The 20,836-nt window shown below is 34.3% G+C and carries 23 protein-coding genes; 5 read left to right on the forward strand and 18 right to left on the reverse strand.

Annotated elements, in window-relative coordinates; translation table 11 throughout:
* Window positions 1-127 precede the first annotated feature (127 nt).
* Complete coding sequence (locus IAE51_RS02335; protein ID WP_003130477.1) at window positions 128-463, reverse strand: putative DNA-binding protein; 336 nt, start codon at window positions 461-463, stop codon at window positions 128-130.
* Window positions 464-646: 183 nt separating this feature from the next.
* Between IAE51_RS02335 and IAE51_RS02340 the strand changes: the two genes are divergently transcribed.
* From IAE51_RS02340 to IAE51_RS02350, 3 genes are all read left to right on the forward strand, one after another.
* On the forward strand, window positions 647-1,357 hold the full coding sequence (locus IAE51_RS02340) for a response regulator transcription factor (RefSeq protein WP_012898054.1): 711 nt from the start codon (window positions 647-649) through the stop codon (window positions 1,355-1,357).
* Window positions 1,347-2,900, forward strand: coding sequence for a cell wall metabolism sensor histidine kinase WalK (locus tag IAE51_RS02345; protein ID WP_017864667.1), 1,554 nt, complete (start codon window positions 1,347-1,349; stop codon window positions 2,898-2,900). Before IAE51_RS02340 ends, IAE51_RS02345 begins: the two co-directional genes overlap by 11 nt.
* 99 nt (window positions 2,901-2,999) lie before the next feature.
* Window positions 3,000-3,440, forward strand: a complete 441-nt coding sequence (locus IAE51_RS02350) for a DUF4395 domain-containing protein (RefSeq protein ID WP_012898056.1) — start codon at window positions 3,000-3,002, stop codon at window positions 3,438-3,440.
* A gap of 7 nt (window positions 3,441-3,447) precedes the next feature.
* Here IAE51_RS02350 and IAE51_RS02355 read toward each other — a convergent pair whose 3' ends face one another.
* The 7 genes from IAE51_RS02355 to IAE51_RS02385 form a co-directional block, all read right to left on the reverse strand.
* The gene (locus IAE51_RS02355; protein WP_003130471.1) at window positions 3,448-4,155 is read right to left on the reverse strand and encodes a GntR family transcriptional regulator; all 708 of its coding nucleotides are present in this window, start codon (window positions 4,153-4,155) and stop codon (window positions 3,448-3,450) included.
* 191 nt (window positions 4,156-4,346) lie between these two features.
* Complete coding sequence (locus IAE51_RS02360; RefSeq protein ID WP_012898057.1) at window positions 4,347-5,399, reverse strand: BMP family protein; 1,053 nt, start codon at window positions 5,397-5,399, stop codon at window positions 4,347-4,349.
* A gap of 258 nt (window positions 5,400-5,657) precedes the next feature.
* Window positions 5,658-6,050 (reverse strand): cytidine deaminase, encoded by a 393-nt coding sequence (locus IAE51_RS02365; RefSeq protein WP_003130469.1) that lies wholly within the window; start codon window positions 6,048-6,050, stop codon window positions 5,658-5,660.
* The gene (deoC, locus tag IAE51_RS02370; RefSeq protein ID WP_003130468.1) at window positions 6,037-6,699 is read right to left on the reverse strand and encodes a deoxyribose-phosphate aldolase; all 663 of its coding nucleotides are present in this window, start codon (window positions 6,697-6,699) and stop codon (window positions 6,037-6,039) included. The genes IAE51_RS02365 and deoC overlap by 14 nt, the downstream gene beginning before the upstream one ends.
* 12 nt (window positions 6,700-6,711) lie before the next feature.
* Window positions 6,712-6,900: a hypothetical protein gene (locus IAE51_RS02375; protein WP_180259705.1), complete on the reverse strand. Its 189-nt coding sequence runs from the start codon at window positions 6,898-6,900 to the stop codon at window positions 6,712-6,714.
* Between the two features lies 1 nt (window position 6,901).
* Window positions 6,902-8,194: a pyrimidine-nucleoside phosphorylase gene (locus tag IAE51_RS02380; protein ID WP_180259706.1), complete on the reverse strand. Its 1,293-nt coding sequence runs from the start codon at window positions 8,192-8,194 to the stop codon at window positions 6,902-6,904.
* A gap of 30 nt (window positions 8,195-8,224) precedes the next feature.
* Entirely contained in the window at window positions 8,225-8,827 is a 603-nt protein-coding gene (locus IAE51_RS02385) for a class I SAM-dependent methyltransferase (RefSeq protein WP_003130463.1), read from the reverse strand.
* Window positions 8,828-9,014: 187 nt separating this feature from the next.
* On the opposite strand from IAE51_RS02385, the gene coaA reads away from it, so the two are divergent.
* Window positions 9,015-9,935, forward strand: coding sequence for a type I pantothenate kinase (gene coaA, locus IAE51_RS02390; RefSeq protein WP_021722763.1), 921 nt, complete (start codon window positions 9,015-9,017; stop codon window positions 9,933-9,935).
* 70 nt (window positions 9,936-10,005) lie between these two features.
* On the opposite strand, the gene psiE is transcribed toward coaA, so the two are convergent.
* The 5 genes from psiE to IAE51_RS02415 all read right to left on the reverse strand — a co-directional run bounded on the left by psiE (window position 10,006) and on the right by IAE51_RS02415 (window position 13,956).
* Window positions 10,006-10,437, reverse strand: a complete 432-nt coding sequence (gene psiE, locus IAE51_RS02395; RefSeq protein ID WP_010905975.1) for a phosphate-starvation-inducible protein PsiE — start codon at window positions 10,435-10,437, stop codon at window positions 10,006-10,008.
* Between the two features lie 53 nt (window positions 10,438-10,490).
* Entirely contained in the window at window positions 10,491-11,435 is a 945-nt protein-coding gene (locus IAE51_RS02400; protein WP_012898061.1) for a cation diffusion facilitator family transporter, read from the reverse strand.
* A 294-nt stretch (window positions 11,436-11,729) separates the two neighbouring features.
* Window positions 11,730-12,032: a helix-turn-helix transcriptional regulator gene (locus IAE51_RS02405; RefSeq protein ID WP_017864672.1), complete on the reverse strand. Its 303-nt coding sequence runs from the start codon at window positions 12,030-12,032 to the stop codon at window positions 11,730-11,732.
* An 80-nt stretch (window positions 12,033-12,112) separates the two neighbouring features.
* A complete protein-coding gene (locus IAE51_RS02410) occupies window positions 12,113-12,655 on the reverse strand; it encodes a ParB/RepB/Spo0J family partition protein (protein ID WP_003130454.1) in 543 nt (180 codons plus the stop codon).
* Window positions 12,637-13,956 (reverse strand): DUF3440 domain-containing protein, encoded by a 1,320-nt coding sequence (locus IAE51_RS02415; RefSeq protein ID WP_200094669.1) that lies wholly within the window; start codon window positions 13,954-13,956, stop codon window positions 12,637-12,639. Before IAE51_RS02415 ends, IAE51_RS02410 begins: the two co-directional genes overlap by 19 nt.
* 274 nt (window positions 13,957-14,230) lie before the next feature.
* On the opposite strand from IAE51_RS02415, the gene IAE51_RS02420 reads away from it, so the two are divergent.
* On the forward strand, window positions 14,231-14,797 hold the full coding sequence (locus IAE51_RS02420; protein ID WP_058208175.1) for a TetR family transcriptional regulator: 567 nt from the start codon (window positions 14,231-14,233) through the stop codon (window positions 14,795-14,797).
* A gap of 48 nt (window positions 14,798-14,845) precedes the next feature.
* Here IAE51_RS02420 and IAE51_RS02425 read toward each other — a convergent pair whose 3' ends face one another.
* From IAE51_RS02425 to asp1, 5 genes are all read right to left on the reverse strand, one after another.
* Window positions 14,846-15,016 (reverse strand): DUF3042 family protein, encoded by a 171-nt coding sequence (locus tag IAE51_RS02425; protein ID WP_200094638.1) that lies wholly within the window; start codon window positions 15,014-15,016, stop codon window positions 14,846-14,848.
* A 191-nt stretch (window positions 15,017-15,207) separates the two neighbouring features.
* On the reverse strand, window positions 15,208-16,929 hold the full coding sequence (locus tag IAE51_RS02430) for an ABC transporter permease/substrate binding protein (RefSeq protein ID WP_012898065.1): 1,722 nt from the start codon (window positions 16,927-16,929) through the stop codon (window positions 15,208-15,210).
* The gene (locus IAE51_RS02435) at window positions 16,926-18,152 is read right to left on the reverse strand and encodes a glycine betaine/L-proline ABC transporter ATP-binding protein (RefSeq protein ID WP_033901119.1); all 1,227 of its coding nucleotides are present in this window, start codon (window positions 18,150-18,152) and stop codon (window positions 16,926-16,928) included. The genes IAE51_RS02430 and IAE51_RS02435 overlap by 4 nt, the downstream gene beginning before the upstream one ends.
* Before the next feature lie 210 nt (window positions 18,153-18,362).
* A complete protein-coding gene (locus tag IAE51_RS02440) occupies window positions 18,363-18,983 on the reverse strand; it encodes a GntR family transcriptional regulator (RefSeq protein WP_012898067.1) in 621 nt (206 codons plus the stop codon).
* A 215-nt stretch (window positions 18,984-19,198) separates the two neighbouring features.
* Window positions 19,199-20,824 (reverse strand): accessory Sec system glycosyltransferase Asp1, encoded by a 1,626-nt coding sequence (asp1, locus tag IAE51_RS02445; protein ID WP_129880893.1) that lies wholly within the window; start codon window positions 20,822-20,824, stop codon window positions 19,199-19,201.
* Window positions 20,825-20,836 lie beyond the last annotated feature (12 nt).

Below are 20,836 nucleotides of genomic sequence, written 5' to 3' on the forward strand. Positions count from 1 at the left end.
TTTTAACTTTTCTGTCAGTAAAATTTCATTAAAGTATGTATTTTATATGAGAAAGGTGAGCTGACAGATTCCTTTATCATTTGATTCAAAGCTGTCAGTAATAAAAAAATTTCTGTCAGTAAATTCTTTAAAACTCTTCTTCATCAATTTGTTGAATTTCTTGTAGTTTAGTGATTAAATATTGGTCAGTAGAATATTTTTTCATTAGCTCTTCTAATAATTGATTACGAACCACATAATTACTAAAAAGATGTAATTTTTCTTCGTAGCTTTCAAGTACTTTTTCTGTTCTCTTGATATTGTCATAAACAGCTTGACGACTGATATTAAATTCTTCAGCAATCTCTGCCAAACTATAATCATCGGCATAATAAAGTTCAATGTAATTCATTTGTTTATCAGTCAAGAGTGTCGCATAAAACTCAAAAAGAGTATTCATTCGATTCGTTTTTTCGATTTCCATAAGCTCTATTATAACAAAATTTATATCATTTTTTATGTTTATTCATTATTTTCTAATTGATGATTTAAAATAATAAAATGTAATTTTTTTATCTTTATCAAAGTCTAAGTATCCATTATTTTTTTAGCTAAAAATAATAATTTATTCTATACAAAACTCCCTGTTTTCGTTATAATTAAAAGTATGAAAAAAATTTTAATTGCTGATGATGATCGGGCAATTTTGACCCTTTTATCTTATAATTTTCGGCAAAATGATTACGAAGTAACTATTGTATCAGACGGGAAAAAAGCTTATGACAAAGCTCGTAAAAATCCCTTTGATTTACTTCTACTTGATTTAATGATGCCCGAATATTCCGGAATTGAAGTCACCCAAAAACTTCGTAAAGAAGGTAATTTTACACCAATTTTAATTTTAACTGCTCGAGATGATGATGAAATGAAACTGACAGGGCTGTCAGCAGGTTCTGATGAGTATTTAGATAAAACGACTCCAATGAAAGAAATCATTGTCAGAGCCGATGCGCTCATTCGCAGAAATCAAATGTATAACCAAGCACCCTCCGAAACTGTCAGTGAAGCTTTAGATGAAAGTCCTTCATCATTAGTTACTGACAGATTGGTCATTGATTTTATAAAAAAAGAAGTCACTTTTGACGAAAAAGTTTTAGATTTAACCAAACGAGAATTTGAAATCCTTGAACTCTTAGCTAAAAGAGAGGGAAAAATTGTCAGTCGTGAAGAACTCCTGCAACATTTTTGGGGAATTTCAGACACTGCTGAAACCCGCACCATTGATGTGCTCATTTCTAAAATTCGTAAAAAATTAAATAATCATTATATCAAAACAAAACGAGGATTCGGATACTATTTTGAAGAAAATGAAACTTAAACACATCATGCTTATGACGGTCCTATATATTATTGCGACCTTAAGTTTGGTGATTCTATCGAACCAAAATATCTTAGAAAATGATACAAATCGAGTATTAAAAACAATAGATAAAATACAACTCTTTTTAGAAAAACATCCTGATAATCCTCTGCCAGATAATTTTGAACATCTTCCAAAGAATACAGTAAATTCGGATACTAAAAAAATTAAAAAGGGTGCGACTTACGCACGTAGTTTAGATTCTCAAGAAATAACCGTGACTAGTCCCATATTTAGCGAGGGTCAAATTAACGGTTATCTAAAGGTTACAGAAAATCGTACCTCTACTTTCTTTACAGATTTTGCCATTATCATTTTTGCAATTTTATTTTACTTGGCTGTCGCCATCCAAGTTTTACGTTCTGCTCAGAGAGCTTATGTTTTTCGAGAAAATACCGTTGCTAAAATTAAAAATATCGAGCGCAGCCCATTGACTCAAAGCTATTTGATGAATGAGAACGACGATAAAATTACAACTGAGCTCAATAAATTGGGCGAAAAAATTCAGAAACAAGCGCTCTCTCATACTGAAAAGAAAGAAAATCTCTACGAATTTATTGAATTTTTCCAATTTCCGATTTTCATTTATAATAATAAAGGAAAAATTCGTCGGACCAATGCTTCTTTTAAAAATGAATTTTCAGATACTGAAAATCTAGATATTTTCAGCCCCTATGCTGATTTCTTAAATTTTCTTGTTGATAAAATTTTACATCCTGATATTCAAGAAAAACTTTTCTATTTTGAAAAACTTGGGGCTTATTATCAAGTCCGTATCACTCCTTTACCTGATTTGGACAGTCGATTTATGGTGACTATGATGGATGTTAGCTCTTATCGTCGAACAGTGGATGCCCACAATGCTTTTATTGCTAACGTTTCTCATGAATTAAAAACTCCCCTTACTTCTATCAAAGGCTTCGCTGAACTTCTGGAAACAGATTCAATTTCAAGTTCTGACACAAAAAATTTCGCATCTATTATCAATAAAGAAAGTTCACGCCTGATGAATTTAGTTCAGGATACACTGCTTTTGACCAAACAAAATCATCGAATTGATAAAAAGAAAATTAATCTTACAGCTTTGATACAAAATATTCTCCAAAGCTCAGGACCACAAATTAATGAAAAATCACTTCATTTAGAATCCCAAATTGAAGAAATCACTTTTAAAACCAACGAACCAATGGTTCACAGCATTTTTGAGAATTTGATTGAAAATGCAATTAAATACACTCCAGCAAATGGACAAATTTTTGTCAGCTTACATCTTGAACAAAATAAAGTTATCTTCAGTGTAACTGACAATGGTCCTGGTCTTAGTGAAATTCAAAAAGAGCGAATTTTCGACCGCTTCTACCGGGTTGATGAAAGTCGTGCAGAAGTTAGTGGAACAGGTTTAGGACTTGCTATCGTTGAGAAAAATGTTCAAGAGCTTCACGGAACAATTGACGTTGTATCCATTCTTGGAAAAGGGACAACTTTCACCGTCAATCTTTAATCGAAGCCTTCAACAAATTTACTTATCAAATTAAAAAAATCTTATAACCAAAACTCTCCAATTAAGATAAAATCAATTTATCAAGATTGGAGAGTTTTTATGGCTAAATATACATTTCAGGGCATTCCTCGCCCACTCGTTCGTACTAATCAAACTTTTATTGTTCTCAGTGTTATTTTGGCAGTTGTCACTCACTTCTATTGGATTCTCCTACTTTCTATTCTCGCTGGACTATCTGGCATTCTTTTCGAGAGAAATTTTATTATTTTAATCGCCAAAAGATTTCTAAAAAAGAAAACTTCAGAATACGTGCTCGAAGATAAATCAGACCTTCGCTTCAATCAAATTATCGCTACTGTTCTATTAAGTGCTAGTTTGATTTCCTCAATCACTAATCATCCTATCTTAGCAATAATCTTTGCAGCTTTTGTTTTTCTAGCCGCTTCTATTGCTTTAAGTGGTTTTTGTATAGGATGTTGGATTCATTTTCAACTTCGTCAGTACAAATATCGTCGGCAAGCAAAAAAAGGACTTCACTAAGTCCTTTTTATCTTTCCAAATAAAATTCAAAACGGTCACCAACATATTGAGATAAGACATATTCAAAAGCTGTACCATCTGTTAAATAAGAAACCTGAGTTAAGCCAAGAATAGCAGCTCCAACTCTTGTTTTTAAATACTCTGAAACCTCTGTACTGACTCTTTTAGCTGAAACAATCTGTTCACTACGACCAATCACATGTCCGTGACTTTCTAAAGTTTTAAAGAAGTTACTCGTAATTTCTTTTTTATCAAAAGATTTGACCAATTTGAAAGGAATGCTTGCCACTTCATAACAAATTGGAACATTATCCGCATAACGAATCCGCTCCATTCGGATGATGGAATCCTTTTTGGTGATATTTAGTTTTTCACATTCAACCTCATTTGGCGCCGTTCTAATATAACTCAAAACTTCTGTTGAAGGAACTTTACCTTGTGAGCTGATAATTTCTGTAAAGGAAGTTGTTCCACGCATTTTTTCGCGAACACGTCGGCTAGCAACATAAGTTCCAGAACCCACACGACGGTCAAGAATTCCTTCATCAACCAAAGCTGTTACCGCTTGTCTTGCTGTCATTCGACTGACAGTAAAACGCTCGGCCAAATCACGTTCGCTTGGAAGACGTTGTCCAATTTTCCAGATGCCTTTTTCAACTTCATCTTTTAAGGCATCATGTATTTTTACATAATTCGGTACTGATTTTCTTGCCATAGTTCCCCCTAACTAAATAATAACAATATATACCACTTTAATATCTGTCTACCATTATATCACAGTTCATATGACTTACAAATAAAGAACATTTAAAATAATCGCAAATCCTATCTTCTATTAGCTTTTAATTTATAAAAAAAGAATTAGTTAATATAACTAACTCTATTTTATCTTTTATCAGTATTCAATTATTTTGAAGGAACAGTGATTTTTCCATCAATAATATCTGCTTTTGCTTTAGCAACTGCATCTTTGATTTCTGAATTTGCACTGTCAAGTCCTAAGTTAACCCCACCATTTTTAAGGTCATAAGTAACGATTGTTCCACCAGGGAATTTACCATCTTTAGTCTTGTCAGCGATATCTTTTACAACATTACCAACTTCTTTGATTGTTGATACAAGTACAAAGTTAGAATCTTTACCGTCTTTAGATTTGTATTTTCCAAGATATTCTTGGTCTTGGTCAACACCGATAACCCAAACTTTGTCAGCCTCATTTTTAGTTGAGTTCAATGCTTTAGCTTCACTGAAGACACCAGTTCCTACACCACCAGCACATTGATAAACTACGTCATCACCAGCACCGTACATAGCTGCAGCAATTGTTTTACCCTTGGCCGCGTCAGAGAAAGATCCCGCATATTGAACATCAACTTTAATATCTGGGTTTACAGATTTAGCTCCAGCTTCATAACCTTTTTCAAAACGTGTAATAACATCTGATTGCATTCCACCGATGAAACCAATTTTGTTAGTCTTAGTTGCTTTTGCGGCAGCTACACCAGCAAGGTAGGCACTTTCGTTATCAGCAAAAGTTGCTGATGCCACATTTTTTTGGTCTTTGATGACTGAGTCAACGATTACAAAGTTAGATTTAGGATTATTTTTTGCTGCAGCTGATGTTGCATCTTGTAAAGAGAATCCGATACCAAACAAAAGTTTGTAGCCTTGTTGTTCCGCAGAGTTATAGTTAGTTGTATAATCTGAAGCAGAGTTAGATTGGAAATAAGTGTATCCTGTACCTTTTTTCAGGTTATTTTCTTTCCCCCAGCTTTGAAGACCTTCCCAAGCGGATTGGTTAAATGAACGGTCGTTTACACCACCAGTATCGGTGACGATTGCTGCTTTAAGGTCAGTTTTTGCTTTACCTGATCCGGCTGCGTCATGTGAACGGCATCCTGCAAGGACTGCGACTGATGCAAGTGCGAGAGCACTAACTGCGATTACACGTTTTTTCATGGAAAGGGTATCCTCCGAGTTTTGTTTGGCTAAATATAGCTTAAGACTATTTTAAGATATATTTAGCCTTTTTGCAAGTCCAAATAAGCTGAATATCCCTTTTTCTCGCTAAATGTTCGGAAATAACCTATCAATTACTAAGAATTATTCATATTTATCAGCAATTACCATTTTTACATTTTTTAAAAGAAAAAAGATAAAGCGCTTACTTTAGTTACAAATTAATATGCTACCTGTTGATAGCATCTCAATTTTATTTTAATCAAGATTTTTGAAAGAATATGGTAAAAGTTCCTCAACTGAAGTTTCTTTTACATTATCATTTTTAGAAATCAAAAAAACTGGCATATCTGCTGGACAAAATTCTGCAATAACTTGTCTACAAGCACCACAAGGGCTAATTGGTTCTTCTGTTTCTCCGAATACATAAAGAGCATCAAAATCTTTCAGGCCTTCTGATATTGCTTTAAAAATAGCTGTTCGTTCAGCACAATTAGAAAGTCCAAAACTAGCATTTTCAATATTACAACCTGTGATAATTCGACCATCAGTTGTATGAAAAGCTGCTCCTACAGGAAAATGAGAGTAAGGAACATATGCCAAACTCGCCGCTTCGCGTGCGGCAGCAATCATTTTTTTAGTAGTTGTCATTTGAAGTCAGACCTTCCATAATTGCAACACCAGCCGAAACACCAAGACGTGTTGCACCAGCATCAATCATTGCTTTTGCTTCTTCAAGATTATGAACTCCACCAGAAGCCTTAACTCCCATATCTGGGCCAACCGTTTGACGCATTAATTTTACATCATGAACAGTCGCTCCACCTGTTGAGAAACCTGTTGAAGTTTTGACAAAATCAGCACCAACTGCTTTAGCAATTTGGCAAGCTTTAATCTTTTCATCGTCAGTTAAAAGGCTTGTTTCAATGATAACTTTAAGAAGTTTATCACCTTTTACTGCGTTGACAGCTGCGATATCTGACTCAACAAGATTCCAATCCTTAGATTTGGCTGCGCCAATATTAATGACCATGTCAATTTCATCAGCACCATTTTCAATAGCGTTTTTAGCTTCAAAAGCTTTGAGTTCAGAAGTATTAGCACCTAAAGGAAAACCAATTACTGTACATACTTTAACGTCTGAGTCTTTAAGTTCTTGACTGGCATAACTTACCCATGTTGGGTTAATACAAACGCTCATGAAATCATATTTTTTTGCTTCATCAATTATTTGTTGAACTTTAGATTTTGGAGCATCGGCTTTAAGAATAGTATGGTCAATATATTTATTAATTTGCATTTTATGTTCTTTCTATTTTTTTAATCTTAAGTAAATTATTCCAACGATGAGATAGACTACAACGAAGCTAATGATAAAAGCAATAAGTTGAATAAGCCAACCAAAATTTTGTAAGTACAATTTGGTCGCTGCTCCAGCCAAAGCTGACAAGATAACTTGAAGGGCCATAACAGGTGTTGGGATTTTTAAATCATTTTTCATCTTATCTGATAATTTCTAGAATTTCTTTTTGATGAACTTGTTGATCACTAATGACCAAACTGTCATTAAATTCAGCAACTAATTCGTCAGTAATTTCGCGGTTGGAATAAAGCTGAGCAATGACTTCACCGGCACTCACCTTATCTCCTACCTTTTTCGTCAGAGTTACACCTGCTTCAAAATCAATATCATCAGTCTTAGTTGCACGTCCTGCTCCTAATTTCATAGCAAGAAGACCAATTCCTAAGGCTTTTTCTTCACTAATAAATCCTGATTTATCTGCTTTAATTTCCACTTGATATTTTACTTGAAGAGGAGCTGTCAAATAGTCAAAGGCAGTTGGGTCACCACCTTGGGCATTGACCATTTCAACAAATTTTCCGTAAGCTAAACCATTAGTAAAATGCTCTAAAATTTCAGGAATTGATTTTTCAAGTCCCGCAAGTTGCAGCATAATTTGGGCAAGTTCCGCAATAAATTCTTGGAATTCCTTTGGCGCTTTTCCTTGTAGAGTATGAACTGCTTCAGTCATTTCATTTCGATTTCCGATAGCAAAACCAAGAGGCTGACTCATATTTGTGATGACAGCGACGGTTTCTCGTCCTACAGATTTCCCAAGGTCAACCATTGTTTGAGCGAGAAGGCGAGCATCTTCAACTGACTTCATAAAAGCCCCATCTCCTACAGTTACATCTAGTAGAATGGCGTCAGAGCCTGCGGCAATTTTTTTGGACATGACAGAACTAGCAATTAGAGGAATAATATCAACAGTTGCTGTGACATCTCGAAGAGCATAGAGTAATTTATCGGCTTTAACAAGTTCATCGGATTGCCCAATTATGGCAATTCCTGTTTCTTTGACCTGATCAATAAATTCTTTTTCCGTTTTTTCAAATTTGAAGCCAGGAATTGACTCCAATTTGTCCAAAGTTCCTCCCGTATGTCCAAGCCCACGACCAGACATTTTCGCAACAGGAACCCCAAATGACGCTACAAGCGGAGCTAAAATAAGTGTTACTTTATCGCCCACTCCACCAGTAGAATGTTTATCAACCTTGATTCCGGCAATATCAGTCAAATCGAATTCTTTTCCTGAATGAACCATTGCCATCGTGAGATAAGCAGTTTCTACTGTTGTCATCCCTTTAAAATAAATTGCCATCGCAAGTGCTGACATTTGATAGTCTGGCACGATTCCTTTGACATAATTTTCAATCATCCAATCGATTTCAGCTTGGCTAAATTCACCACTATCTCTTTTCTTTTGAATGAGATCAACCATCCGATAGGTCATAGGCTCCTCCTCGTTTTATCTTATCAATAATTATATATTTTTATAACTTCTTAAAATAAAGTATCCTTTGTCTCTGGCTACAAGCTGACAATTACCAAATACTTCTTCCATTTTCTTTTGAGCAGACGGGGCACCCTGTTTCTTTTGGATAACAATCGTCAAATGCCCTCCATCATTTAAGTGACCAAAAGCACCAGCTAAAATTTCATGGACCACTTCTTTACCGGCCCTAATTGGCGGATTTGAGATAATCGCATCATATTTTTCACTGACAGACTCATAAATATTTGAAAGTTCAATTTTACTATTACTGACAGCATTGTCAATTGCGTTTTGACGGCATAAATCAAGTGCCCGACTATTGACATCAACCATTGTCACACCTAAATCAAACTTTTTAGCTAAGGTTAACCCTAATGTTCCATAACCACACCCAACATCTAAAAGACTTTTTGCACTTTCAGGTTGATAGTTTTCTAATAAAACACGAGAACCATAATCAATTCCATTTTTTGAAAAGACACCACGATCCGTTTTAAAACGCATTGACTGACCTAACAATTCAACTGTTAAGGTCTGGAAGTCATGCGATAAATCTTGATTGTCTTCATAATACATATTTGTTTTAACCATTAATTTTATTTTAACATAAAAGCCCTTTTTTATCTTAAAAAAATTTTTAGAACTTCTACTTATTTTGTAATCTCTTACACTTTTACTGACAGAAGTGTAAAAATCTTGTCAGTAACTTATTTAATACGCTTACAGATTTATTAGTTTTTTTACCTTGATAAGCCAAAAATATGATAAAATATTTGTCATGAATGAATTCATTAATTTTGACGAAATTAGCCGAAAAACATGGCAAAATCTTTATAATACTTCGATTGCTCCCTTAACTCATGATGAGTTAGAGTCAATCCGCTCACTCAATGATGAAATCAGCTTACAAGATGTGGAGGACGTCTATTTACCACTGATTCATCTTCTTCGCTTATATAAAAAAAATTTAGAAGACATGAGTTACTCTAAAGGACTTTTCCTACAAAAAATTGTCAAAACTCCCCCACTCATCATTGGGATTTCTGGCTCAGTCGCCGTTGGAAAATCAACGACCGCAAGACTTCTCCAGCTTCTCCTTTCACGTGCCTTTCCAAAATTAACCGTTGATTTAGTGACAACCGACGGATTTTTGTACACGACTAATGATTTAAAAAATATGGGGATTCTCGACCGCAAAGGTTTTCCTGAAAGTTATGATATGGAAAAATTAACAAGTTTTCTTTATCACGTCAAAAATGGTGAAAAATTTGAAGTTCCGATTTACTCACATGAAACTTACGATATTTTACCTAACCAAAGTCAAGTCATTGACAGCCCTGATATTCTTATTGTAGAAGGAATTAATGTGCTTCAAAATCCACAAAATCAACTGCTTTATATCAGTGATTTTTACGATTTTTCAATTTATGTCGATGCTGACGAAAAACTCATTGAAAAATGGTACCTCGAACGTTTTGATAGCCTTTTAAAACTAGCTAAATATGACCAGACAAACTTCTATCATCAATTTACAAAAATGCCAGAAGATAAAGTAATCAATCTAGCCCGTGAAACATGGGCACGTGTCAATCGTGTCAATCTCAGAGAATATATTGAGCCCACAAGAAATCGGGCAGAAATTATTCTTCACAAAACAGAAAATCACTATATTGACAAAATTTACCTGAAAAAATTCTAAAAAAAAACACTGACAAATCTGTCAGTATTTTTATTGTCTTCAATTTTACTGACAGAACTGTCAGACAAGATTAGAAATAGTCTGCTGTATCATCATTTGGAAAAACAAATTTCTTTAAGACAAAGACACCAATAATTAATATCAGAATAGCACTAGCAATCAATAATACTCCAACCAAACGTTCATGATAGGTTAACAACAGTCGAATCAGTGAAGTAATCCCGAGTGATAAGAGGAAAATTAATGATACATGCCCTTTATTTCTCAATGAAGTAATAATCAAAGTTAAAAATTCAAAGAAGATAAAGAAGGAGAGAATACTTTCCAAAATATCATAATAATGAACCTCACTCTCAGAAAGAAAAGCAAGTAAAACAAGATTATAAACTTCTCTAAATAGAAAATAAACCATCAAAAGCCCTACTACCATAAGCAACATAAAACTAATTTTCGATAATAGATTAGCAAATTTCAGTTCAATATGATTAAAAAAATTTTTCATAGGCGCTCTCCTTCTTGTCTCATCTTTAAAATATTTCTGTCAGTAAATTAGGCTTATAAATCTGAAGATTGGACATAGCCCTGAACGAATTCGTCAATTTCAATATAAATATAGCACTTCTTATCACTAATTTTTTTTCTGATTTCCGCTTCAATTTGATTAATAATCTCATAATCTTCTAAAACAAGCTTACTCACCAAATCAATTTTTGCAGCAATCAAAATCTCTGTTGGGCCAAGGTGAACCGTTTTAACATTAATTACTCGTTCTACTTCAGGGCGATCAAAAGCTGTCAAAATCTTTTCTAAATCACTATCTGTCACACGTTCACCAACAATTAAACTATAAAATTCTCTTGTCAAGAAAATCGCTGCTGCCATAAGCAAGAACCCAATCAACAACCCACTAATTGCATCAAAAACAGGATTGCCTGTCACCATCGTCAAGACAGTTCCTAAAAGCGCTAAAAGCAAACCAATAATTGCGCATAAATCCTCAGCAAAAATAACTAAAATTTCACTGTGACGACTTTCATGCAAAAACTTAAAGATTGGTAATTTTTCTGTATTCAATTCGCTAATTTCTTTAAAAGCCACTCTTAATGATGAACCTTCAATTGCCATGCCAATCAACAAGATTCCAATAACAATGCCCGCATTTTCAACACTGTGTGCTGGGTGAACCAACTTATCATAGGCCTCCATTACACCAATGACACCCCCACCAAAAAAGAGGAATGTTGCCACTATCATACTAAAGAAATATTTTGCCCTAGCTTCACCAAATTGATGGAGATTAGTGCTCGCTTGTCTTGAACGACGGTCGCCAAACAAAAGTAAAATCTGATTCCCACAATCTACCACTGAGTGAATACTTTCATTAAGCATCGCTGCTGAGCCAGATAAACCAAATCCAATAAACTTACTGATTGCAACCAGAACATTAGCCCCAAGTGCCGCAAAAACCGCAAACATCCCTGAAGATTTTTTCTCTTCCATAACTCTCTCATTTCCTATTCAATCTATCTTAATTATAACATAAGCCCTTATTTAAGATTTAATTTGTAACTTTTAAGTCAAAAATAAAGAAAACTAAAAGGCTCTTCCTACAAAGAAAGAACCTTCAAGAGAATAAATCATCAAAACCTATCCTCAATACTATGTAAGAAAAGAAGTCAAATGAATTCCACTAATGAAACTTCACTCAACTAAAACAATAATACAACATTTACAAAAAAGTGTCAATCCCTTAACGTAAATATTTTAGTGAAAAATTAATCTAAACGTTTCTTATTATTTTTGACCTTCTAAAATCAAGATTTCAAGTTCTTTTTTCTCACGATTCAATTTTTCTAAACGATAAGCTAAACTATTTTTATTGTCTTTTTCTTCGATTCCTAACAAAAATTCAATTGACACATTAAAATAGTTTGCCATTTCAAAAACACGACCAACACTCGGTTTTTTCTTATACTTATAATTTTTCAAAGTATTCCGAGGATAACCAAGTTCCCGCTCAACTTGATTAAAAGATTTATGAGCATCTTTAATCAACAACTTTAATCTTGAGTAAACAAACAAATATTCATGTTCCATAATAATAATCCTTCTTTTTTAATTTTTTATAGATAAGTTTTCGATAAGTGAATAAAATAAATTCAAAGAAACATTCAAATTCACTCTTCACTGATTTCTTCATCCTCTTCCCAATTCCAAGCCCGAGAAAATTCCTGATTTTGGAAAAGTGAAGCCAAACCACTCAACTGTTTTAAACGAAGCAACTCTTCTTTATCCATTCCAATATGTTTCATAATCCACTGGTCACTCAACCCCGATTCTACCAATTGTTGAACAATTTCCGTCATCAATTCGATTGAATGTGTGCCTCTAGCACGATTATGTCGAATGGTACTAGCAATTCTATCTTCAAGTGGACGATCAATAATCGAAACAGGTAAACAATTGCCTTCTCGTTTAGCAATTTCTTCAGAGTTTTTCATAACAAGATAACGATGAAAACCATCCACAATTTCATAAAAATCCTGTTCTTTATCGTAATAACAAACGATAGGCATTGTATAACCATCTTCCAAAATCGACCGTTCAAGTAGTTGAAATTCAGGAGGTGCTGTTCGGTTTGGATTATAAGCATTTGCTCTAATCTTCTCAATTGGTACTCGTCTGATATCATAAGCTGGACTTATAAAAATGTCTCCCATTTTTCCATTGCCTCTTGTTTTTTCTGTAATTCATCCTTCGTTTGACCAAATCCCATATACTGACAAGAAGTATCATTCTTTAAAATCGTGATACACATGCGTTTGTATGAAGGAACCAACCTAAAATTTTTAATTGGCACATCATCTGGATAATCTTTAAAGCGAATCACTTCGTATCTTTGCTTATATTTGCGCTTATTTGTTGGTGGACCCAAACGTTCAAAATCCGAGCCAAGCTCCTCTAACTCATCAATCACATTTTCTGGTAAAGCTCCACCAGTTTTCATCCAATAATCCATTGAAGATTTAAATTTTTTAAGATAAACCTTTCGAGTTTCCTCTGGCAATGTCTCAAGTAAAAATTCAACATAAGATTTCCAACTATGTCCTTTAGGGAGCACAGCTCCACGGTAACCCATTGCTGCAGTTCCACCATAAAGCGCTGCAAAATTTGCTCCATTAACACGACCAACTAATTTTCCCCAAGTTGCTGGTTCTAAAGCCTGATAGAGTTTTAATGAATGCACCCCACACTGATGGAAAGGATTAGCAACCCTCATTGATTTATAAGGAACTCCCGCCTGATAGTACAAATCATAAAGATGATTATAATCAAGCTCAAATTTAGCATTAGCTCGCCAGATATCTTCAAATAACCAATCATACATTGGATAAAAATTAAAGACATCTTGACTAATACGATGGCTATAATTAGTCGTTCCAAAACGAGAAAAAGTCTCCTCGCGCGTCACCGCATTATAACGATTTAAACTTTCCTGAGCACGAATTCCCACCAAAACAGCCGTTCGTACGACCTCTTTTTCTCGATGAAGCCATTGGCAAAACTTACTTTGAAACTCATAGTCAGACATTCCAACTTTAAAAAATGGAAATTCTTGATTTTCTAAACAAATAGCTTCTGGAGGAATTGAATTCAACCAAAGTTCATGATGTTCTGGGTCCCAAGGCAACCAAGTTGATTGTGACATCGAAATTCCACAAGAAGCCGATACAGGAAGACAGACGTGATAGTAATCAAATTCTGGATATTTTCCCATTGAACGTTCAATATAATCTTTAGTTTCTTGATAATTTCCCTCATAATCCAAATAAAAAACAGAAACTTTTATCCCTTTTTTCATCCAATCATGACTTTCATAATAAAGACGAACCAATTCCAACATCAAACCCGAATCCTTACCGCCAGAAAAGGAAATAATCAGGTGGTCAAAATAACTACAAATATAATCTAGTCGATGATTAAATGCTTCATAAACATTTTCATTTTGATAAACTTTCACCTCGTCTTTCCTTTCCATTATTGATTTCATTTTTCCAAAGCGCTTCGTTAAAACTATCAACAATTATATATTACAAGAAAGCAAAGACTTTGTAAAAGTTTTTATGAAACTAAAAAATAATCAAAACAATTAATTTCTTAATAAAATAATGATATACTATTTCAAATACTAAAAAAATTATCTATAATAGATTATTTTTAATTATTGCCTATTAAGCAAATAATTTTAAAAAAGAAAGGATTTTATACTCCTCCAAGTATAAAATAGAAGCATCATGACAAAAGATACGAAAGAAATTATTATTCGCACTCTCTTAAATATCGCCTCCGAATCTCAAAAAGTAACCATTGAAGAAATCTCTAAACGGTCACACATTACCCGTACAACAATTAAAAATAATTTTAAAACGGGCGTTCCCGGAATTGTCGAATACATCTATCTGAATATTGTAGATGAAGTCAATGAACGTTTACTCCAATATGAATGTGAAGAGGTTTCTCTTGAACTTCTTGCCGATATTTTACTCCCAGTTCTTTGGCAACATAAAGAAGAAGCGCATATTATCTACAGCTCTCAACTTCCTTTTCGTTTAATTGAACCAGTAAGTGATAGAACTTGGAAATGGGCTGAAAAACGTTTTAACTTTCTTATAAAAGAACATGGTTTAGCAAATTATTTTACAGCTCAAGAACTTCTAAAATATTTTAATGCTCAACTGATTACCGTTCTAACCCTTTGGCTAGAAGCTGACATCCCGATCCATTTAGACAAGTTCCGCCCAAAATTCATGTTTTTCATGAATGCTTCTATCAATCAACTTATTTTTAAAGGAATAAAATAAAAAAACGTAAATCCACAGATTTACGTTTTTATTATCATATTTTCATGCTTAGGGCGCAATCCGTTTTCTGGCTGCTCGTTTTCTACCCATTTCAATTTGATCTTCTTTTTTCTTGATAGGATTGATAACTTTTGTTTTAATGCCAATAGCAGTGGCAGCAAGTCCAGCTATCAAAAGTGCATTCCCTGCCAAAAAGCCTTTAATAAATGTACGATTCATTTGTCTCTCCTCCTAGTTTTATAGATAAACAGCCAAATAATAAAACTTTAGTAAAATTTCCTCATTCGACTCTACAAAATCATTTTAACATAAATGTTATAAATCTAAAAATAATAAACTTAGAATGAAATAATAAAAAACCTTCTAACTATAATGCTAGAAAGTTTTCATTAAATCTAAATCTTCGTTGATTATTTAAACCATTTATCAACTTCTTTTTGATGATCTTTAATCCAATTTTTGGCAGCTTCTTCTGGTGTTTTACCATTTTGAATATCAAGCATAACAGCTTCCATATCCTTAGTTGTCCAATTAAACTTATCTAAAACTTTATAAGCTTCTGGATTTTCTTTCTTCAAACCTTTACGAACAATGGTATTAATATTTTCTGAAGTTCCCATTGTTCCTTTTGGATCAGCCAAATATTTCAAATCATATTTGTTAAACATCCAATGAGGTGACCAACCAGTAATGACAATATCTTTATGTTGTTTGATTGCTTCACCAAGAGCTACAGTCATAGCACCTGATGATGAAGGAACAAGTTTCCAATCTTTAAGATTATCATAGCTATTAAGCGTTTTTTCACTCGCAGCCATTACACCTGCACCTGGTTCAATACCTGTGATTGTCTTATTCGCTTGATTTGTTAAATCTTCAATTGAATTAACATTCATATAACTTGGAACAACAAACCCAACTTTAGCGCCTTTAAGGTTAGGACCTAACAAATCAACAGATTTACCATATTTTTGCCATTGTGTTTTATGAGTATTTGGTAACCAAGCAGAAACCATTCCATCTGCTTGACCATTGGCTACCGTTTGCCAAGCCACTGCATTATCTAAAGCTGTCGTTTTTACATCAAAGCCATGTTCTTTCATCGCTTGAGTCAAAACATTGATTGATGCAACTTCTGAATCCCAGTTCATATAAACTAAGTCAACTTTTTTATCAGAGGCTGTTTTTCCAAAAGACATTCCTGAAAAGGCACCAACAATTAAAGCTAACAATGAAACTAAGGCAATTCCACGTTTCCATTTTTTAACTGTAGGATTTCCCTGTTTTTCAAGAGGAGAAACATTAAGTTTTTGTGTAAAGCGGTCAATAATAATAGCCAAAATAACTAATGAAATCCCACTTACAAACCCTTTACCAATATCAGCTGATTGAACGGCTGCAAGTACACCACGACCTAAGCCAGGCGCCCCAATCATAGAAGCGATAACAACCATAGAAAGAGCTAACATAATCGTTTGGTTAACACCGGCCATAATCGTTCCTTTAGCTAAAGGAAATTCCAGTTTAAAGAGCTTTTGACGGGCAGTTGAACCAAATGAATCTGCCGCTTCAACTAATTCCGTTGAAACTTGACGAATTCCCAAGTTAGTCATTCTGACTGTTGGTGGGAGTGCAAAGATAACAGAGGCAAATACCCCAGGAACAACTCCTATTCCAAAGAATGCAACCGCTGGAATCAAATAAACGAAACCAGGCATTGTTTGCATAAAGTCCAAAATCGGTTGAACGATCTTAGCCACTAAATCAGATTTGGCCATCCAAATCCCTAAAGGAACTCCAATGATGATTGACAATAAACTTGAAAGTAAGACAAGTGTGATTGTACTCATTAAATCTGACCATAAGCCCTGGTTAGCAATTAAAGAAAGGCCGATGAAAGTGAATAAAGGAAAGGCAATTTTTTTACCTGAAACCAAAATGGCAAGGATAGTAACAACAGCAATCATCAACCAGAATGGAACAGCAGTTAAAGCACCTGTAATACCGTTCATCAATACCGTTCCTGATTTTTGAATCACATCAAATCCTGAACTAAAAGTACTAGTAATCCAATCTGTTGCCGATGACACCCAGTTTGCTATGGGTACTTGTCCAATAGCTAAATCAATCATTTATTCTCCTCCTCTTTTTCAATCTCCTCTACTTCGTCCTCATCAGGAATATCAGCTAAGGCCTCTAAAACACTTCCTCGAATCAATACACCTTTAAGGAATCCATTATCATCAACAACTGCTAAAGGCGTTGGGGCATCATAGATAATTGGCAAGATATCTCTTACAAGCATTTCTTTAGAAACTGTTCCAACATCTGTAGTCATCACATCTTTTAATGGTTGATTATTTTTTCTAGCAGCAATAGCTTGTTCACTCGTAACAACACCACGGAATTGACGCTTTTTGTCAACAGCCATTAGAGAGCTGACCTCTTCAGTCTTCATCTTCTTCAAGGCAACGCTAGGTCCATCAACATCAATGTTAGTAGTTAAAGCTGGAATCATAATATTCTCTGCTGTAATAACTTTTGCACGATCTACATCTTCTACGAAAGTTTTAACATAATCATTTGCTGGATTAGTCAAGATTTCTTCACCAGTACCAATTTGCATGATTTTACCATCTTTCATGATTGCGATGCGATCTCCGATACGGAGGGCTTCATTCAAATCATGAGAAACAAAGATAATTGTTTTTTGAAATTTTGCTTGAAGTTCAAGTAGCTCATCTTGCATTTCACGACGAATCAAAGGGTCAAGAGCAGAGAAAGCTTCATCCATAAGCAAAATCTCTGGGTCATTAGCTAAGGCACGCGCAAGCCCAACCCGTTGTTGCATCCCACCAGATAATTGTTTAGGATACTGATCTTTAAAGTCTAACAAGTTTGCATTTTCTAAGGCCTTCTCAGCACGTTTGCGACGCTCATCTTTTGGTACATTTTGAACTTCCAAACCATACTCAGTATTTTCTAAAATTGTTCGATGTGGAAATAGACCAAAATTTTGGAAAACCATACTCATTGTTTTACGACGAACTTGAAGCAAATCTTCTTTATTTAATGTAGCAACATCTTGGTTGTCAATAAATATTTTTCCGCTCGTTGGTTCAATCAATCGGTTAAGCAAACGCAACAAAGTTGATTTACCTGAACCAGATAGACCCATGATGACAAAAATTTCACCCTCATTGATTTCAAAATTTGTATCATAAACCCCTACAGTTGCACCGGTTTTTTTCAAAATTTCATTTTTGGGCTCACCTTTTTCAACCATTGTTAATGCGGTTTTAATCCGTTTGCCAAAAATTTTAGTTAAATGTTCAATTTTTATTTTTACTGGCAAAATAGCTCTCCTTTACTCTAACACAAGGAAGCTTAAAACTTTTTTAGAAATATAAATTCTAAATAAATAAGTTAATTAATAATTAGAAGTTTTAAGTTTCACAAGTGATTTTCTTATTTAAAGTGACCACTCAATAATAACAATATGTAGTCACTATGTCAACTAACTAAACTTGAACTTAAAAAAAGGCATCGTTTTGTAAACGATGTCTTAGTTGCCATAAAAGAAATTTTGGACAATTTGTCCTGTATCAGAAGCACCCACAAAATATAAGGTATCTCCTTGATTTAAAGTTGCGTACGGTCCTGGCGAAACAATTAATTCTGCATTTTGCAAAATGGCAACAACTGTCGCCCCTGTATTTTGCCAAAGATTCATTTCTCCTAGGCTCAGTCCGAACTTTTCAGAGTCTTTTTCCAGTTCAAATTCAATAGGAGTTAAAGGATTTGTTTTTTGAAAATGCTCAGTTTGGTCAACCAATTTATCCAAGATGGATGAAAAATTAGCTAATTCTCTTCTCTGACTCTCCACACTCTGCATGATTTGTGTCCGTAAATCTTGCATTGTTTCCACTTCTTGATATTGAGCCAGATATTCCTGTGCCTTTTGCTTTGAAGCAATATTCACTCCGCTCCCATGAACAGGGTCAACTATTCCCAAGTCACTTAGAACATTGATTGCTTTACGTGCCGTTTCGGGTGAGACAGCAAAAGTTGTTGCAAGAGTTGAACGAGCGTATATTTTTTGTCCAACTTTAAGTTCATTACGTACAATTCTTTCAGCAATTTGTAATGCAATCTGCTGATATCTTGGTTGTCTCGCTATGCGCATCTAATTCTCCTCATCACAAGTCATTAAAAATCTATTATTACCTGAACAAAATGAAATTCTTTCATATTATAGCGCTTTATCATTTATTTTTCAATCTATACCATTTAGTAAGTTTTCTCAAACTCCTAAGCCAAATATATTTTTAATAATCCTTTTTTTGCTGAAATTTTTAACAAAAAGAAGCTATAACAACAATTGTTATAACTTTTCTTTTTCTACTTAGATTTTTTTGCAGAATATATCCTTTGATCTCCTATTCCCTCTGTAATCGGTGAACGATAGTCAATATTCTTTTTGTTTGCATCGTCAATAAGGGCCTGCCAAGCTTTCCAGACATTTTCTTCAGAATAGCGTCTAGCTAATTCATAAGACTGAGTAGACATTTTTTGTAGTTTATCTTCCTGTGTAAACAGTTCAACTAAACGGTCAGCCATTTCTTGAATTCCCTCATAAGGTACAACAAAACCATTTTCTCCATCCACTATCAACTCATTTGGGCCATAGTTTACATCATAAGTGACACCAACCATCCCATGGCTTATTGCCTCCATGAGAGATAAATTAAACCCTTCCATGATTGAAGCTAAGGCATAGACTTGGAAATCTTTTTGCAGCTCCCCAACATTATTAGCATACTCAAATTGATGCACTGCTTCTTCCATATGGTATTCTTTTATCGCAGCATTAATGGCCTTTTGTGCAGAATCATCATCTCGATGATCAACATAACCATAAAAATCTAGCGTAATATCTGGAACAGTTTGTCTTGCAATCCCTATCGCCCTAATGATATGATCAATTCGTTTTTCAGGTGCAACACGTGCAGTCACCAAAACGCTATGCACTTTACGCTCCTTCATATCAATTCGCTTTTCTGAAAAAACTTCATTTGGAACTACTCCGACAGGAATAGTAAATAATTTGCTTTGAGGATTAAATCGTTTTGAAACATCAAGTGTTTGTTTTTCTGTTGCTGAAACAATAGCATCGTAACCATTTGAATTCATCAATCCAAATTCATAAAAGTTATTCATAACCGAGTGCATCGGCTCTTGAGCATCACCAGCATGTGAGTTATGCAAATGAAGAACCGTATAGGCAGGACGATCCAAGTTCAATAAAGCCCAATCCGCCAAATGTGTTCTATCCATGATAAAAATATTTGCTTTATCATCTTGCCAATACTCTTCGTTTAATAAATTAAGAAAATGGAGCGTTAACTCATCAATATTAGTAAAATTATAAATTGCCCCATCAGCACCATTCAGACGCCAACCACTTTTGGTATACTTGTGATTTCCATCATATTTATTAAATGTTTCCAACACTGGCTTGCCGTTGATATCCATCCAAACCTCCGTACCAATCTTGTTATCAGGTGTATACCACTGACATAAACTTAAAAAACCACGAAAATCATAAAAATCAACTCGATAAAGATTTCCAAATCCATCAAAATATTCGACAGCACTTACTCGTTCAAGAGGATCTTCGCCAAAATATCGAACACGAGCAATAAGTTGTTGTCCTTGAAAGACAAGATATCTAAATTGATTAGGTTCCTTATTATAAGTTAAAGAATCGACTCCAAAATCTAAATCTTCAACATGGAGGATTTTTTCCTCTACAAGTTCTGCTTTCTGAAAATAATCAAACATACATAAAGTTTCTGAATTTGAGATGCCTACTTCACCTAAAAAGCGATGAATATTAGGATTCCATTCTCGAAAAACAAGTTTAAAAGCCTCATTATTTTTTCGAAATAATGCCGCACGTTTAAGCTGTGCATGCTCTATCCCAGAATTTTTTTGATTAAATGTTGAGTTAATAAAAAATAACATGATTCCTCATTC

Source organism: Lactococcus sp. S64 (assembly GCF_016516525.1).
In the GTDB taxonomy this organism is placed as follows: Bacteria; Bacillota; Bacilli; order Lactobacillales; family Streptococcaceae; genus Lactococcus; species Lactococcus lactis.